This window comes from Klebsiella michiganensis, from assembly GCF_015139575.1.
Taxonomy (GTDB): domain Bacteria; phylum Pseudomonadota; class Gammaproteobacteria; order Enterobacterales; family Enterobacteriaceae; genus Klebsiella; species Klebsiella michiganensis.
In genome coordinates, this window is record NZ_AP022547.1 from 3,670,233 (window position 1) to 3,687,336 (window position 17,104).

13 protein-coding genes are annotated in these 17,104 nt (G+C 60.1%); 10 read left to right on the forward strand and 3 right to left on the reverse strand.

Annotation, left to right across the window (positions count from 1 at the left end; all coding sequences use genetic code 11):
• Positions 1–24: 24 nt before the first annotated feature.
• The 4 genes from puuD (at position 25) to JLG71_RS17285 (ending at position 4,499) form a co-directional block, all read left to right on the forward strand.
• Positions 25–819 carry a gamma-glutamyl-gamma-aminobutyrate hydrolase gene (gene puuD / locus JLG71_RS17270; protein ID WP_224227188.1) on the forward strand — a complete coding sequence of 265 codons (795 nt, stop codon included), beginning with the start codon at positions 25–27 and terminating at the stop codon, positions 817–819.
• Between the two features lie 108 nt (positions 820–927).
• Positions 928–1,485, forward strand: coding sequence for an HTH-type transcriptional regulator PuuR (gene puuR / locus JLG71_RS17275; RefSeq protein ID WP_004849766.1), 558 nt, complete (start codon positions 928–930; stop codon positions 1,483–1,485).
• A 243-nt stretch (positions 1,486–1,728) separates the two neighbouring features.
• Entirely contained in the window at positions 1,729–3,216 is a 1,488-nt protein-coding gene (gene puuC / locus JLG71_RS17280; protein WP_064375684.1) for an aldehyde dehydrogenase PuuC, read from the forward strand.
• A 2-nt stretch (positions 3,217–3,218) separates the two neighbouring features.
• Positions 3,219–4,499: an NAD(P)/FAD-dependent oxidoreductase gene (locus JLG71_RS17285; RefSeq protein ID WP_049082249.1), complete on the forward strand. Its 1,281-nt coding sequence runs from the start codon at positions 3,219–3,221 to the stop codon at positions 4,497–4,499.
• 28 nt (positions 4,500–4,527) lie between these two features.
• On the opposite strand, the gene JLG71_RS17290 is transcribed toward JLG71_RS17285, so the two are convergent.
• A complete protein-coding gene (locus JLG71_RS17290) occupies positions 4,528–5,475 on the reverse strand; it encodes a LysR substrate-binding domain-containing protein (protein ID WP_162557340.1) in 948 nt (315 codons plus the stop codon).
• Positions 5,476–5,557: 82 nt separating this feature from the next.
• On the opposite strand from JLG71_RS17290, the gene JLG71_RS17295 reads away from it, so the two are divergent.
• Entirely contained in the window at positions 5,558–6,649 is a 1,092-nt protein-coding gene (locus JLG71_RS17295) for a tartrate dehydrogenase (RefSeq protein WP_014838053.1), read from the forward strand.
• A 608-nt stretch (positions 6,650–7,257) separates the two neighbouring features.
• Here JLG71_RS17295 and ptsP read toward each other — a convergent pair.
• Positions 7,258–9,759: a phosphoenolpyruvate--protein phosphotransferase gene (gene ptsP / locus JLG71_RS17300; protein WP_064375872.1), complete on the reverse strand. Its 2,502-nt coding sequence runs from the start codon at positions 9,757–9,759 to the stop codon at positions 7,258–7,260.
• A gap of 309 nt (positions 9,760–10,068) precedes the next feature.
• On the opposite strand from ptsP, the gene JLG71_RS17305 reads away from it, so the two are divergent.
• From JLG71_RS17305 to JLG71_RS17325, 5 genes are read left to right on the forward strand one after another with little or no spacing between them, the layout of a single operon-like run.
• The gene (locus tag JLG71_RS17305) at positions 10,069–11,145 is read left to right on the forward strand and encodes a PTS fructose transporter subunit EIIC (protein ID WP_004131253.1); all 1,077 of its coding nucleotides are present in this window, start codon (positions 10,069–10,071) and stop codon (positions 11,143–11,145) included.
• A gap of 20 nt (positions 11,146–11,165) precedes the next feature.
• Positions 11,166–11,486, forward strand: coding sequence for a PTS fructose-like transporter subunit IIB (locus tag JLG71_RS17310; RefSeq protein WP_004100938.1), 321 nt, complete (start codon positions 11,166–11,168; stop codon positions 11,484–11,486).
• A gap of 51 nt (positions 11,487–11,537) precedes the next feature.
• Positions 11,538–13,835, forward strand: coding sequence for a formate C-acetyltransferase (locus JLG71_RS17315; protein WP_064375873.1), 2,298 nt, complete (start codon positions 11,538–11,540; stop codon positions 13,833–13,835).
• Positions 13,801–14,676 carry a [formate-C-acetyltransferase]-activating enzyme gene (locus tag JLG71_RS17320; RefSeq protein ID WP_014228783.1) on the forward strand — a complete coding sequence of 292 codons (876 nt, stop codon included), beginning with the start codon at positions 13,801–13,803 and terminating at the stop codon, positions 14,674–14,676. Before JLG71_RS17315 ends, JLG71_RS17320 begins: the two co-directional genes overlap by 35 nt.
• 15 nt (positions 14,677–14,691) lie before the next feature.
• Positions 14,692–15,033, forward strand: coding sequence for a PTS fructose-like transporter subunit IIB (locus tag JLG71_RS17325; protein ID WP_004849743.1), 342 nt, complete (start codon positions 14,692–14,694; stop codon positions 15,031–15,033).
• A gap of 1,061 nt (positions 15,034–16,094) precedes the next feature.
• Here the strand turns inward: JLG71_RS17325 and JLG71_RS17330 are convergent.
• The gene (locus JLG71_RS17330) at positions 16,095–16,862 is read right to left on the reverse strand and encodes a phytanoyl-CoA dioxygenase family protein (RefSeq protein WP_064375818.1); all 768 of its coding nucleotides are present in this window, start codon (positions 16,860–16,862) and stop codon (positions 16,095–16,097) included.
• Positions 16,863–17,104: the final 242 nt, after the last annotated feature.

Below are 17,104 nucleotides of genomic sequence, written 5' to 3' on the forward strand. Positions count from 1 at the left end.
GTGAGGGCGATCATGGAAAATATAATGTACAAGCCAGTTATTGGCGTGGTGATGTGTCGAAACAGGCTTAAGGGTCACCAGACCCAGACTCTGCAAGAGAAGTACCTGAACGCGATTGTGAACGCCGGCGGCGTGCCGATTGCCCTGCCGCACGCGCTGGCCGAGCCGGAACTGCTTTCTGCGCTACTGCCGAAACTGGACGGCATTTATCTGCCCGGCAGCCCGAGCAACGTACAGCCGCACCTCTATGGTGAAAACGGCGATGAGCCTGACGCCGATCCCGGGCGTGATCTTCTGAGCATGGCGCTGATCGACGCCGCGCTCGAAAGGCGCATCCCCATTTTCGCCATCTGCCGTGGACTACAGGAACTGGTTGTCGCCACCGGCGGGACTCTGTATCGTCGTCTGTTCGAGCAGCCTGAGCTTCTTGAACACCGCGAAGACCCCGAACTTCCCGTCGAGCAGCAATATGCGCCCTCGCATGAAGTTCAGGTTCAGGAAGGAGGATTACTTTCTCAGTTAATACCGGGCTGCAACACGTTTTGGGTAAACTCGTTACACGGGCAGGGAGCAAAAACGACGGGTCCACGGCTGCGCGTGGAGGCGCGTTCTCCGGACGGGCTGGTGGAAGCGGTCAGCGTTAACGACCACCCTTTCGCCCTCGGCGTGCAGTGGCATCCTGAATGGAACAGTAGCGAATACGCCCTGTCGCGAATGTTGTTTGAAGGTTTTATCACCGCCTGTCAGAGCTATAGCCAAAATAATTCGAGTTGCAGGAAGGCGGCAAGTGAGGGAATCCCCAGGAGCTTACTGGAGTAAGTGACTGGGGTGAGCGAGCAAAGCCAACGCACAAGCAACTTGAAGTATGACGGGTATATGTTGCTGAAAAACAGCGACTCTGACCACTACCGTTAAGGAAATGCAAATATGAGCGATGACGGACTGGCGCCAGGGAAACGTCTGTCAGAGATCCGCCAACAGCTGGGTCTCTCACAGCGTCGTGCCGCCGAACTGTCTGGGTTAACACATAGTGCCATCAGCACCATAGAGCAGGACAAAGTCAGTCCTGCGATCAGTACGCTGCAAAAGCTGCTGAAAGTCTACGGGCTGTCGCTCTCGGAATTCTTTTCTGAACCAGAAAAACCGGCTGAACCGCAGGTGGTTATCAATCAGGACGATCTGATTGAAATCGGCAGTCAGGGGGTGTCGATGAAGCTGGTTCATAATGGTAATCCGAACCGCACGCTGGCGATGATTTTTGAAACGTACCAGCCTGGAACCACAACCGGGGAGAGGATCAAGCATCAGGGTGAGGAGATAGGCACCATACTGGAAGGTGAAGTCGTGCTGACCATCAACGGTCAGGCGTATCATCTGGTGGCTGGGCAAAGCTATGCCATTAACACCGGCATACCGCATAGCTTCAGCAACACCTCGGCGGGTATCTGCCGAATTATCAGCGCCCATACCCCCACCACATTCTGATTTTTTAGCCTGAGGTTTTCTCAGGCTTTCTTCAGGCCTGCGCCGCCGGAGGCGAACTCCGGCGGCGCGAAGATAACGCAGTTCACCTTGCGCAATGCGGAAAGACTTATTCCGCTGGCCCCGGATAATTCACGCCTGTTAATGGGCAATTTAAACGGTACTCAACCCCGGGGACGCCCTGCGCCCTGAGGGTCTGAAATCACCACTTTTTTATTTTTCCGATTATGTCATTAAGGAGTCATGATGGATTTTCACAACCTGGCTTACTGGCAAGAAAAAGCAAACAATATCGCGATTGAAACGCGGCTATTTATTAACGGCGAATACAGCGCCGCCGCCGATAATAGCGTGTTCGCCACCGTCGACCCTACCGCCCAGCAGACGCTCGCCGAGGTCGCGCGCGGCAAAAAGGCCGACGTCGAGCGCGCGGTCCAGGCCGCCCGCGGCGTCTTCGATCGCGGCGACTGGTCGCAGGCCTCCCCTGCCCAGCGCAAAGCGGTGCTGCATAAATTCGCCGACCTGATGGAAGCCCATCGCGAAGAGCTGGCGCTGCTGGAAACCCTCGACACCGGTAAACCGATTCGCCACAGCCTGCGCGACGATGTCCCCGGCGCCGCCCGCGCGATCCGCTGGTACGCCGAAGCCATCGATAAAGTGTACGGCGAAGTCGCCCCCACCGGCGGCAACGAACTGGCCATGATCGTCCGCGAACCGATTGGCGTGATTGCGGCGGTGGTGCCGTGGAATTTTCCGCTGCTGCTGGCCTGCTGGAAGCTTGGCCCGGCGCTGGCGTCCGGCAACAGCGTGGTGCTTAAGCCGTCGGAAAAATCCCCGCTTACCGCTCTGCGCCTGGCGGGCCTGGCGAAACAGGCCGGGCTGCCGGACGGCGTATTCAACGTGGTGAGCGGTTTCGGCCATGAGGCCGGTCAGGCGCTGGCGCAGCATCATGACGTTGAAGTCATCACCTTTACCGGCTCCACCCGCACCGGTAAACAGCTGCTGAAAGACGCGGGCGACAGCAATATGAAGCGCGTCTGGCTGGAGGCGGGCGGTAAAAGCGCCAATATCGTCTTTGCCGACTGCCCGGACCTGCAAAAAGCAGTTAACGCCACCGCCGGCGGTATTTTCTACAATCAGGGCCAGGTCTGTATCGCCGGTACCCGTCTGCTGCTTGAGGAGAGCATCGCCGACCGCTTTCTCGACCTGCTAAAAGAGCAGGCAAAGGGCTGGCAGCCTGGCAATCCACTCGACCCGAATACCACCATGGGCATGCTGATCGACAATAGCCACGCCGATAGCGTCCACAGCTTCATTCGCGCCGGCGAAGCGCACAGCACGCTGCTGCTGGATGGACGTAAAAATCCGTGGCCCGCGGCGGTCGGCCCAACCATCTTCGTCGACGTCGACCCCGCCTCCGCCCTCAGCCAGGAGGAGATCTTCGGCCCGGTGCTGGTGGTGACCCGCTTTAAAACCGAAGAGCAGGCGCTGGCGCTGGCCAACGACAGCCGCTACGGCCTCGGCGCGGCGGTCTGGACCCGCGATCTCTCCCGCGCTCACCGCGTCAGCCGCCGTCTGAAAGCCGGCTCCGTCTTTGTGAACAACTACAACGATGGCGATATGACCGTGCCCTTCGGCGGCTATAAGCAGAGCGGCAACGGGCGCGATAAGTCCCTGCACGCGCTGGAAAAATTCACTGAACTGAAAACTATCTGGATTGCCCTGGAGTCTTAATCATGAGCGAACATACCACCAGCTATTACGCCGCCAGCGCCAACCGCTATGAGCCGTTCCCGACGCTGGACGAATCGATCAGCTGCGACGTCTGCGTCGTCGGCGGCGGCTATACCGGCCTCTCTTCGGCGCTGCATCTGGCCGAAATGGGCTACGATGTGGTGCTGCTGGAAGGCGCGCGCATCGGCTTCGGCGCCAGCGGACGCAACGGCGGCCAGCTAGTCAACTCCTATAGCCGCGATATCGACGTTATCGAAAAAACCTACGGCCCGGATGCCGCGAAAATGCTCGGCAGCATGATGTTTGAAGGCGGCGACATTATTCGTGAACGTATCCAGCGCTATCAGATTGCCTGCGACTATCGCCCCGGCGGGCTGTTTGTCGCGCTGAATCATAAACAGCTGGAGACCCTGGAAGAGCAGAAAGCGAACTGGGAGCGCTACGGCAATACCCAGCTGGAGCTGCTGGATGCCAGCGCCATTCGTCGCGAAGTGGACAGCGACCGCTACGCCGGCGCGCTGCTGGACCACAGCGGCGGTCATATCCATCCGCTCAATCTGGCGATTGGCGAAGCGGACGCCATTCGGCTCAACGGCGGCCGGGTTTACGAACAATCACCGGTCACCGGCATTCAGCACAGCAGCCCGGCGGTAGTGACCACCGCACGCGGACAGGTCACCGCCCGCTACGTGATCGTCGCCGGTAACGCCTATCTCGGCGATAAGCTCGAGCCGGAGCTGGCGAAACGCAGCATGCCGTGCGGCACCCAGGTGGTCACCACCGCGCCGCTGTCTGAGGATCTGGCGCGCTCGCTGATCCCGAAAAACTACTGCGTAGAAGATTGTAACTATCTGCTGGATTACTACCGCCTGACCGCCGACAACCGTCTGCTGTACGGCGGCGGCGTGGTGTACGGCGCGCGGGATCCGGACGACGTTGAGCGGCTGATTATGCCGAAGCTGCTGAAAACCTTCCCGCAGCTGCAGGGGGTGAAAATCGACTACCGCTGGACCGGCAACTTCCTGCTGACCCTCTCGCGAATGCCGCAGTTTGGCCGCCTCGATAACAATATCTATTATATGCAGGGCTACAGCGGCCACGGGGTCACCTGTACCCACCTCGCCGGACGGCTGATTTCGGAGCTGCTGCGCGGGGACGCCGAACGTTTCGACGCCTTCGCCAGGCTGCCGCACTATCCGTTCCCCGGCGGGCGCAGCCTGCGTATTCCGTTTACCGCCATGGGCGCGGCTTACTACAGCCTGCGCGATCGGCTCGGCGTGTAATCCCCCGGCCGACGGTGCCCGCCGTCGGCTATTTTTCCTCGCCGTTGTGCGGCGGAAATCGCTGCTGGAAGTAGTGGCGCAAAAACTCCACGGTGGTACGAATTTTGGCCGAGGTCGCCAGCCGCGACACGTATACCGCCCAGATATTGGCGGGCTGATAGTACTCCGGCAGCAGCTGCACCAGATTGCCGCTGGCGATATTTTCCCTGACGTCCCACCACGAGCGCAGCGCAATCCCCTGTCCCTCCAGGCACCACTGATGGACGATTTCACCGTGGTTAGACGACAGCGGTCCGGTCACCTTGATGGCGTGCTCCCCCTCTTTATCATCGCGCAGCTGCCAGACGCCAAAGGGCCGGTCGCGCTCTTTGATCACCAGACAGGGCAGCGCGGCGAGATCGCTGAGCTGTTTCGGCCGGGGATAGCGGGCGACAAACGCCGGCGAGGCGCAGAGGATGCGGTGATTGCTGGCAAGCTGGCGGGCTATCAGATTGGGCGCGATATCGTCGCCGACGCGAATATCCAGATCGACCCCTTCATTGGCCAAATCCACCAGCCGGTCGGCGACGTCAAAACGGATCTCCAGCTGCGGGTAGCGACGGGCTAGCTCGGAGAGCGCCGGCGCGACTACCCGCCGGCCAAAGCCAAAGCTGCTGATAATCCGCAGCGTCCCCTGCGGCACCTGCCGCACATCGGAGAGCTCATCCATCATCTGGTCGACATCCTGCAAAATGCGTAGTCCCCATTCGTAGATGCGCTCGCCCTCTTCGGTGATAGCCACGCGCCGGGTGGTACGGTGCAGCAGCTGGACGTTGAGCGTTTGCTCCAGCAGCGACACGCGCTTGCTGACGAAAGCCGGCGAGACGCCGAGCTCTTCCGCGGCGGCGGCAAAACCGGCGCGGCGGGCAACCAGCATAAATACGCGTAAATCGTTCAGCAGCGGCAGATTATTCATGATTCGTGTTTTATGTTTCACCAGTTAACGGGATTAATTATGAATCAGTCAATTATAGGATAGCGGTGAAGTCAATTTTCCTTACCTCAAACTGAGAATAACAATGAATAAAACCTTACGTATTGCCGCCATCCCCGGCGATGGCATCGGTAAAGAAGTGCTGCCGGAAGGCGTCCGCGTACTGCAGGCCGCCGCCGAACGCTGGGGGCTGGCGTTAAGCTTCGAGCACTTTGAGTGGGCCAGCTGCGACTATTACGCGCAGCACGGCGCCATGATGCCCGACGACTGGCGCGCGCAGCTGCAAACGTTTGATGCGATCTACTTCGGCGCGGTCGGCTGGCCGGATATCGTGCCGGACCACATTTCCCTGTGGGGCTCGCTGCTGAAGTTCCGCCGCGAGTTCGACCAGTACGTCAACCTGCGTCCGGTGCGCCTGTTCCCCGGCGTCCCCTGCCCGCTGGCGGGTAAACAGCCCGGCGATATCGATTTCTACGTGGTGCGTGAAAACACCGAAGGGGAATATTCCGCCCTCGGCGGCCATGTGAATCCGGGGACCGAGCATGAAGTGGTGATTCAGGAGTCGGTATTTACCCGTCGCGGCGTTGACAGGATCCTGCGCTACGCCTTCGAGCTGGCGCAGAGCCGCCCGCGCAAAACCCTGACCTCGGCGACCAAATCCAACGGTCTGGCCATCAGCATGCCCTTCTGGGACCAGCGCGTCGAAGCGATGGCGCAGCACTACCCGGAGGTGAAATGGGATAAGCAGCATATTGATATTCTGTGCGCCCGCTTCGTGCTGCAGCCGGAGCGTTTTGACGTGGTGGTCGGCTCCAATTTGTTCGGCGATATCCTCTCCGATCTCGGCCCGGCCTGTACCGGCACCATCGGCATTGCCCCTTCGGCAAACCTCAATCCGGATCGCACCTTTCCGTCGCTGTTTGAAGCGGTACACGGTTCGGCGCCGGATATTTACGGCAAAAATATCGCCAACCCGATTGCCACCATCTGGGCCGGCGCGATGATGCTCGACTTCCTCGGCAACGGGGACGCACGCTACCAGGCCGCCCACGACGGTATTCTGGCGGCGATTGAGCAGACCATTGCCAGCGGACCAAAGACGCCGGATATGCAAGGCAGCGCCTCCACCCAGCAGGTGGGCGAGGCGATTTGTCGGGCGATTGTTGAACAAAAGTAGCCCGGACAGGCGCGTCAAGCGCCGCCTCCGGGACGGTGTTCGTGCAGCTACGATATGCCTCTGAAACAACGTGATATGCAGCGATGCCCTGGTGCCCGCTGAAATCGGCGAACCGGAGGACCGAAGACAAGGGCTGGCCGCCAGGGATGGCGGCCAGAGGCGAATCGAGACACGACAAAATTGCCTGGAGCAATTTTGAACAGCGCTTGCGCTGGCCCCGTAGGGGCGAGTCCCAGGGATGGGACGAGTAAGGTCGAGTTGAGCCGACCGTAGGCTGAGGACCGGGAGGTGAGCGCAGTGCGCAGCACCGATTTCTTTGCGGGACCGCGGGGATTGTAAAGGGGGAGACGGTTTTCTCCCCCTTTACCCGTTCACCTACCACGGTGAGACATTTTCTGCGGGATAGCGGTGAACGGAACCCCTGCACGCTTTCCCGGAGGCGGCGCTTACGCGCCTGTCCGGGCTACCCAATCTGCCTCCCTCAGGCACCGGGCCCGGAAATCCCGGGTCGCGGCGTAAACGCCTTACCCGGGCTACTGCCCCACAGACGGCTGGAAACCCGTAGCCCCGGTAAGCGCAGCGCCACCGGGGAGATTCTCCGGACCGAATTACAGCTCCAGCTCGCGCTGCAGCAGCGCCGCGATCGCCTCGCTGCTCTGCGCCGTTACCAGCGATTGCCGGAACTCCGCATGCATAATGCGCCGCGCCAGCCGCGAGAAAATACGCATATGCTGATCCCCCGCCGAATGCTTATTGAGCGTCAGCATAATCACAAACTGCGCCTCGTCGTCGCCCCACGCCACCGGCTGCGCCAGACGGGCGACGCTGATGGTCGACTGCTCAATATGCTCCGATTTACTGTGCGGAATGGCGAAGCTAAACCCTAACCCGGTGGAGAACACCGCTTCGCGGGCCCACAGATCCGCTTCCAGCTTACGCGGATAGCGGCAGCGCCCGGCCAGCAGCAGATTGTCGGTCATGCCCTTAATCACCTCCTCTTTACTGCGCCAGTCGCTGTTCAGCGTAATGCACTGGGCGCTAATCAGCGGCGCATCCTGCTGGGTCATACGGAACTGGGCCAGCAGGTGCTCGACCTCCAGCGAAGTACGACACTGCATCGCCTGATTCAGCAGCTGACGGCAGGCGCGGCTGTCAAGCTGCGCCAGACGCGCCTTGGTCGCCGGGATCGATGGCGCGCTCATGCTCAGCTCATCCAGCCCCAGCCCCACCAGCAGCGGCAGCACGGAACCTTTGGCCCCCAGCTCGCCGCACAGGCCGATCCATTTACCCTGGCGATGCACCGCCTGAACCGCGTAATCCAGCGCGCGCAAAAAGGCCGGATTGAGGCTGTTGTAGTGGCGCGTCACCCTGGCGTTATCGCGATCCACCGCCAGCAGATACTGGGTCAGGTCGTTGCTGCCGATACTAAAGAAATCAATCTCTTCGCAGCACTGGTCGATGATAAACATCACCGACGGCACCTCGAGCATAATGCCCAGCGGGATCTTTTCATCAAACGGAATCTGTTCGCTGCGCAGCGACTGTTTGGCATCCGCCAGTTGCTCTTTCACCCACAGAATCTCCTCCATCGAGGAGATCATCGGAATCATGATTTTCAGCGCGCCGTGCGCGGAAGCGCGCAGAATCGCCCGCAGCTGAGTGCGGAACAGCGCCTGATACTCCTCATAAATACGCACCGCCCGGTAGCCGAGGAACGGGTTGTTCTCCGCCGGAATGTTGAGGTAGGCCACCGGCTTGTCGCCGCCGATATCCATGGTGCGGATGATAATGCTGCGCCCGTTGGCCGGCTCCAGCGCCTGGCAAAATAGGTTATACAGCTCGTTTTCCGACGGCGCGCTGGGCCTGTCCATATAGAGCATTTCGGTGCGGAACAAGCCTACCGACTGCGCACCGTTGTTGAAGGCCGCCGTCGCCTCTACCGAATGGGCGATGTTGGCCGCCACCTCCAGGCGAATACCGTCTTCCGTACGCCCCGCTTTATCCAGCCAGGCCTGCTGCTGGCGGCGGATCTGCGCCTGCACCCAGGCCTCCTGCTGATAGTAGCGCGCCACCGCTTCATCGGGATTCACCACCACCAGCCCGGCGTTACCGTCAATCTGTACTCGCCGATCGACCCACGGCAGCAGCGCCTCCATATCGACGCCCACCAGGGTGGGAATATTGAACGAACGCGCGAGGATCACCGTATGTGAAGTGGTGCCGCCGCTGCGCAGCAGCAGACCTTTAAGCAGGGTTTTATCCAGTTCAAGAAACTGACTGGGGGTGAGTTCATCGGCGAGGCAGACGGCCTCTTCCGTCAGCTTACCCGGTGCCGGAAAACGATCCTCACCGTAGATATGCTGCAGAAGCTGGAAGCAGACATCGCGCACGTCCAGCACCCGCTCCTGCAAATAACTATTGCCGGAAGCGCTGAACTGGGCGCAAAAATGTTCGCCGGTCGCGACCACCGCCTCAGCGCAGCTCAGGCCGCTCAGCAGCCCGCCCAGCAGATGCTGGCGCAGCGAGGCGTCGGTGGCCAGAGAGCGATGCGCCTCAAGGATCGCGCTGGCGGTACCGTCGTTATCCAGCAGGCGGAACTCAATATTTTTCACCAGCAGGGTCAGGCCCTTGTCCAGCGCCGCCTGTTCCTGTTCAATTGCGCCCGCTGCAGGCAGCGCGCCTGAATCGCGCAGGTCGAGGGACTTAAGATGGGTGAGCCTGCCGCCCGCGCTGCCGGCGCAGACCGGCTGGGCGTGAAACAGCGTGGGATTGAGGCGCGAGAGGGATTCAGGAACCGGCTGAACGTCCATGGATTCCGCCGTCGGCAGCGGCGCATCGCAGTGCGGGAACTCCTCGCTGATGAATGCCGACAGCGCGTCAAACGCCTGCTGTTCATCTTCGCCGCTGACGACCAGCTGGCAGCGGTCCCCCTTCAAGGTATTGGTGCCGATAATCGCCAGCGCGCTTTTCGCGTTTCCGCGTCCTTCCGTGCGGGTATTTAACCATTCGACCGAAGACGAAAAAGTATTGCACAGGGTTTCTACCAGGCTTGCCGGACGCGCATGCACGCCGTTGGGCAAATCACATATGAATTCAATTACCAGAGCCATCGCCTTCCTCCTGAATAATGCGTATTTAGCCAAAAGGTAAAGAAAGAACCGGCCCGCCACTACACGATAAAAGTGGCAATTACTGGATAATTGTATGCCCGACTCTTTTTTATGCTCGCGGTCACAAATCGCCTGACTAACGGCGCCAAAAACCCACCAGCGCTAAGATTTGAGGTGGATCGCAATTTTCCTCTGGCCTTACAAATATCCAGTAAATGCACTTTTTCTCTACTATTTTATGCGCCGCCCTTTTTCTAAGGTTGAAGCATCAACTCAGTCACGGGCCACGCAGCGCTCAGGAGAATAACAATGAATGAACTGGTGCAAATATTAAAAAATACCCGCCAGCACCTCATGACCGGGGTTTCACATATGATCCCGTTTGTCGTGTCCGGTGGGATCTTGCTGGCAGTCTCCGTCATGTTGTACGGCAAGGGCGCTGTGCCCGATGCCGCCACCGACCCTAACCTGAAAAAACTGTTTGATATCGGCGTGGCCGGCCTGACGCTAATGGTGCCGTTTCTGGCGGCCTATATCGGCTACTCCATCTCCGACCGCGCGGCGCTGGCTCCCTGCGCCATCGGCGCCTGGGTCGGCAACAGCTTCGGCGCCGGTTTCTTCGGCGCGCTGATTGCCGGGATCATAGGAGGGCTGGTGGTCTACTACCTGAAGAAAATCCCGGTGCATAAGGTGCTGCGCTCGGTGATGCCCATCTTCGTTATCCCGATTATCGGCACCTTTATTACCGCCGGGATCATGATGTGGGGCCTCGGCGAGCCGATTGGCGCGCTCACCGCCAGCCTGACCGGCTGGCTGCAGGGCATGCGCGAAGGCAGCATCGTGATTCTCGCCATCATCATGGGCCTGATGCTGGCCTTCGACATGGGCGGTCCGGTGAATAAGGTCGCCTACGCCTTCATGCTGATTTGCGTTTCCCAGGGCGTTTACAGCGTGGTGGCCATCGCCGCCGTCGGCATCGCCGTGCCGCCGCTGGGCATGGGCCTGGCAACGCTGATTGGACGTAAATACTTCTCCGCGGAGGAGCGCGAAACCGGTAAGGCCGCGCTGGTGATGGGCTGCGTTGGCGTGACCGAAGGCGCGATCCCCTTCGCCGCCGCCGACCCGCTGCGCGTTATCCCGGCCAATATGATCGGCGCCGCCGCCGGCTGCGTTACCGCCGCGCTGCTCGGCGCCCAGTGCTATGCCGGCTGGGGCGGGCTTATCGTTCTGCCGGTCGTTGAGGGTAAAGGCGGATTTATTGCCGGCCTCGCGGTTGGCGCCATCGTCAGCGCCGCCTGCGTCATCCTGCTTAAGGCCCTGGCGAAAAAGAAAACGTCTGACGCCAAAGCCGATGACGAGATGGATCTTGATTTCGAAATTAACTGAGACACGGGAAGGAATATTGTATGACCAAAATTATCGCCGTTACCGCTTGCCCGTCTGGCGTCGCCCACACCTATATGGCCGCCGAATCACTGGAGAGCGCCGCTAAGGCCAAAGGCTGGCAGGTCAAAGTCGAGACCCAGGGCTCCATCGGCATTGAGAACGAGCTGACCGCAGAAGACGTCGCCAGCGCCGATATGGTGATTCTGACCAAAGATATCGGCATCAAGTTTGAAGAACGTTTTGCCGGTAAAACCATCGTGCGCGTCAACATCAGCGACGCCGTGAAGCGCGCCGAAGCCATTATGAACAAAATCGACAGCCACCTTTCGCAGAATGCCTGACTGAATACACGGGGCGCGGCCTGCGCCCCGCAAAATAACATGGAGTTTGTCATGACCAATCGCACTCAACGCTTAAAAGATCGTCTGTTCGCCAACCCGCGCGAAATCTCCCTCGAGCGAGCGCTGCTCTACACCGCCAGCCATAAACAGACCGAGGGGGAGCCGGTAATGATCCGCCGGGCGAAAGCGACCGCATGGGTCCTCGATCATGTGCAGATTTCGATTCGTGATGATGAACTGATTGCCGGCAACCGTACGATCAAGCCGCGCGCCGGGATCATGTCGCCGGAAATGGATCCCTACTGGCTGCTCAAGGAGCTGGACCAGTTCCCGACCCGCCCGCAGGACCGCTTCAACATCAGCGAAGAAGATAAGCGCATCTACCGCGAAGTGCTGTTCCCCTACTGGGAAAATCGCTCGATGAAGGACTTCATCAACGCCCAGATGACCGATGAAGTGAAGGCCGCCGTCAGCACGCAGATTTTTAGCGTCAACCAGACCGATAAAGGCCAGGGACATATCATCATCGACTACCCTCGCCTGCTGGAAAACGGCCTCGCCGCGCTGGTGGCGGAGATGAAAGCGGTGAGTCAGCGGCACCCGCAGAACAATTTTTATCAGGCGGTGCTGATCCTGCTGGAAGCCTCCCAGCGCCATATTCTGCGCTATGCGGCGCTTGCCGATGACATGGCCGCCGGCTGCGGCGACGGGCAGCGGCGCAAAGAGCTGGAGACCATCGCGGACATCTCCCGCCATAACGCGGTGCACCGCCCGGAAGATTTCTGGCAGGCCTGCCAGCTCTTCTGGTATATGAACATCATTTTGCAGTATGAATCCAACGCCAGTTCCATTTCGCTGGGTCGCTTTGACCAGTACATGCTGCCGTACTATCAGGCTTCGCTGAATCGCGGCCAGGATCCGCAGTTTCTTCAGGAGCTGCTGGAGTCGCTGTGGGTGAAGTGCAACGATATTGTCCTGCTGCGCTCCACCAGCAGCGCGCGCTACTTCGCTGGCTTCCCGACCGGCTATACCGCCCTGCTCGGCGGCCTGACCGAGACCGGACGCAGCGCGGTCAATATCCTGTCTTTTTTATCCCTCGACGCCTACCAGAACGTTCGCCTGCCGCAGCCGAACCTCGGCGTGCGGGTCAACGAGCTGGTCGATCGCCCTTTCCTGCGCAAAACCGCCGAGACCATTCGCCTCGGCACCGGCATTCCGCAAATCTTCAATGATGAAGTGGTGATCCCGGCGTTTCTCAACCGCGGCGTCTCGCTGGATGACGCGCGGGATTACTCGGTGGTTGGCTGCGTTGAGCTGTCGATCCCGGGGCGCACCTACGGCCTGCACGATATCGCCATGTTCAACCTGCTGAAGGTGATGGAAATCGTGATGCTGGAAAACGAAAGCAACCCTGACATCACCTGGGATGGGCTGATCAACCAGATCCGCGACAAGATTCGCTATTACATTAAGCTGATGGTCGAAGGCAGCAATATTTGCGATATCGGCCACCGCGACTGGGCGCCGGTTCCCCTGCTCTCTTCCTTTATTGAGGACTGCGTGCAGCACGGCCAGGATATCACCGAAGGCGGCGCGCGCTATAACTTCTCCGGGGTCCAGGGCATCGGCATCGCTAACCTCAGCGACTCGCTGCACGCGCTTAAAGGGATGGTGTTTGAGCAAAAACGGCTCAGCTTCGCTGAACTGATCGCGGTGCTGAAAGCCAACTTCCAGACGCCGGAAGGGGAAAAAATCCGCGCGCGCCTGATCAACCGCTTCGAGAAATACGGCAACGATATTGACGAAGTGGACAACATCAGCGCCGATCTGCTGCGCTTCTACTGCAAAGAGGTAGAGCAGTACCGCAACCCGCGCGGCGGTCGCTTTACGCCGGGCTCCTATACCGTCTCTGCCCACGTGCCGCTCGGCTCGGTAGTCGGCGCCACTCCGGACGGACGCCTGGCCGGAGAGCAGCTGGCGGACGGCGGGCTGTCGCCGATGCTCGGCCAGGACGTGCAGGGGCCGACCGCGGTGCTCAAGTCGGTCAGCAAGCTGGATAACTTTCTGCTCTCCAACGGTACGCTGCTGAACGTCAAATTCACCCCGGCGACCCTTGCCGGCGACGGCGGCCTTAATAAGCTGGCCGACTTCCTGCAGGCATTCACCAGGCTGAAGCTGCAGCATATTCAGTTCAACGTGGTCAACGCCGATACGCTGCGCGAAGCCCAGCAGCGGCCGCAGGATTTTGCCGGCCTGGTGGTGCGCGTTGCGGGCTACAGCGCCTTTTTCGTCGAGCTGTCGCAGGAGATTCAGGATGACATTATCCGCCGCACCGCGCATCAGCTGTGAGGTCCTGGAAACGCGCGCCGATAAGGCGCGCATTTTTAATATCCAGCGCTACTCTTTGAATGATGGTCAGGGGATCCGCACCGTCGTGTTTTTTAAAGGCTGCCCGCATACCTGTCCCTGGTGCGCCAATCCGGAGTCGATCTCGCCGCAAATTCAGACCGTACGCCGGGAGAGCAAGTGCCTGCGCTGCTCCCGCTGCCAGCAGGACGTGGTCGAGTGCCCTTCCGGCGCGTGGCAGCAGATTGGCCGCGACGTCACCCTCGATAATCTGCTTAAAGAGGTGCTGAAGGATGAGGTCTTCTTCCGCGCCTCCGGCGGCGGCGTGACCCTGTCGGGCGGCGAAGTCCTGATGCAGGCCGAATTCGCCGCGCGCCTGCTGCGCCGCCTGCGCGAATGGGGGATCAGAACGGCGATTGAAACGGCGGGCGATACCGCATACCGCCGCTTTTTTCCGCTGGCGCAGGCCTGCGATGAAGTGCTGTTCGATCTGAAAATCATGGATGAAACGCTGGCCCGCGAGCAGTTGCGGATGAATATGCCGCGGGTGCTGGATAACTTTACCCGTCTGGTGGAAGCGCATATTCACGTGATCCCCCGGGTGCCGCTGATTCCGGGATTCACGCTTGATGAAGCGAATTTCCGCCGGATTCTGGCGTTTTTGGCCCCCTTTAAGCTGCCGGAAATTCATCTTCTGCCGTTCCATCAGTACGGCGAAGCCAAATATCACTTACTGGGAAAAAAATGGTCGATGTCGATGATTAAAGCCCCTGCAGAATCTGAGATTCAGCCATTCAGGACGCTGGCCGAACGGGCCGGTTTTAGCGTGACCGTCGGCGGATAACGCCAGGAGGATGCTATGGATTTCACTATCGTTGCCGTCACGGCCTGCGTCAGCGGCGTCGCTCACACCTATATGGCTGCCGAGCGGCTGGAAAAAGTCGGCCACCAGGAGAAATGGAATATCAAAATTGAAACCCAGGGCGCGCTGGGGGTGGAGAACAAAATAATGGCCGACGACATCGCCCATGCCGATGTCGTTCTGCTGGTGACGGATATTGAAATTGACGATGCCGGACGCTTTAGCGGCATCCGCACCATTAAGACCAGCATCAAAACCTTTCTGCTGCAGCCGCAGCAGATTGTCGACGCGGTGAAATGCATTATGAAAAAGCCGGTGGTTTATCTTGAGATCCCGTGAGTACACCGGTGATTTTGTCGCCCGGGCAAGGCGCTTGCGCCACGGCCCGGGGAAATAGCACCGCGCCTGCTCAGACTTCCCCCGGTCGCGCTGCGCTTACCGGGGCTACAGGTTCACCGCCGTTTGCCGTTTTGTAGCCCGGGCAAGGCGCTTGCGCCACGGCCCGGGGAAATAGCACCGCGCCTGCTCAGACTTCCCCCGGTCGCGCTGCGCTTACCGGGGCTACAGGTTCACCGCCGTTTGCCGTTTTGTCGCCCGGGCAAGGCGCTTGCGCCGCGGCCCGGGGAAATAGCACTTCGCCCGCTCAGACTTCCCCCGGTCGCGCTGCGCTTACCGGGGCTACAGGTTCACCGCCGTTTGCAGTTTTGTCGCCCGGGCAAGGCGCTTGCGCCGCGGCCCGGGGAAATAGCACTTCGCCTGCTCAGACTTCCCCCGGTCGCGCTGCGCTTACCGGGGCTACAGGTTCACCGCCGTTTGCCGTTTTGTCGCCCGGGCAAGGCGCTTGCGCCGCGGCCCGGGGAAATAACACTTCGGCCGTTTCCGGTTTCCCCCGGTCGCGCTGCGCTTACCGGGGCTACAGGTTCACCGCCGTTTGCCGTTTTGTAGCCAGGGCAAGGCGCTTGAGCCGCGGCCCGGGGAAATAGCACCGCGCCCGCTCAGACTTCCCCCGGTCGCGCTGCGCTTACCGGGGCTACAGGTTCACCGCCGTTTGCCGTTTTGTAGCCCGGGCAAGGCGCTTGCGCCGCGGCCCGGGGAAATAGCACTGCGCCCGCTCAGACTTCCCCCGGTCGCGCTGCGCTTACCGGGGCTACAGGTTCACCGCCGTTTGCCGTTTTGTAGCCCGGGCAAGGCGCTTGAGCCGCGGCCCGGGGAAATAGCACTGCGCCCGCTCAGACTTCCCCCGGTCGCGCTGCGCTTACCGGGGCTACAGGTTCACCGCCGTTTGCCGTTTTGTCGCCCGGGCAAGGCGCTTGCGCCGCGGCCCGGGGAAATAGCACCGCGCCCGCTCAGACTTCCCCCGGTCGCGCTGCGCTTACCGGGGCTACAATTCCATGCGATTTTTACGCCACCCCCAGCAGCCATTTCTGCGCGGGCGTCAGGCGGCTGGCGGTTTCCGGCGTCAGCCAGCGCTGCTGATCCTGCTGCGCGGTATCCGCTCTGTCGATATATAAGCCGTGCAGCACGCGCCTTCTGCTGCCGACGCGGTTGCGCGTCCCGCCGTGCCAGGCGTGGGCGTTATAAATCATCACGCTGCCCGCCGGCGCGGCGAACACCACCTCATCAGGATGCGCCAGCTCCGGGTCATCCAGCACCGCTTCCGGCAGCTCCGGACGCAAATGGGTGCCGGGAATAATGCGCGGCGCGCCGTTTTCGGCGCTCAGATCATCGATAGCCCAGATGGTATTCACCAGATGCACTTTCGGAAAATCGTGACGCGGCTTTTTCCAGTCCGCATGCAGCGGCTGATGGCCGCCGTTGAACAACGCTTCCCGCGCGTTCAGGCTGGAGACTTTAAAATCCCCCTGAAAAACATGCCGACAGGCGGAGAGAATCAGCGGATGGGACCAGACCTTTTCCCAAATCGCGCCTTTGTTAATCAGGTTGGCGATGCGGGTTGCCGTCGCTTCCTGGTGGTGCTCGATCGCCAGATTATCGCCCTCTCTCTCGACGATGGCGTCGATAAGCGCGCGCATCGCCGCCAGCCACTCCGCGTCCGCCACGTTATGCACGACGGTGTAGCCCAGGGTATCCAGCTCCTGTTTCATTGCCGGGCTCAGCTCAACGTTCGCCCCCAGCGCATCCAGATAAACCGCAGATTGTTGTTCCATATTTATATTCCTTAACTTATCGATAACACAAAACAAACTCTAATCGGCGGCGGGCGGGAATACATGAGGGCAAAACTACGAAAAACTGGACGAGCGTACGCGGCAGGGAAAAGTGTGATGGCCATCAAAATCCAGCTTTTTCCCCCTTCCTGCAGGGCAATCATTAGCGAAGTCGCCTGATACAGAACAAACCTGTGCAGATAAAATAGATTATAATCAACAGGATAATTGCTCTCTTCTAA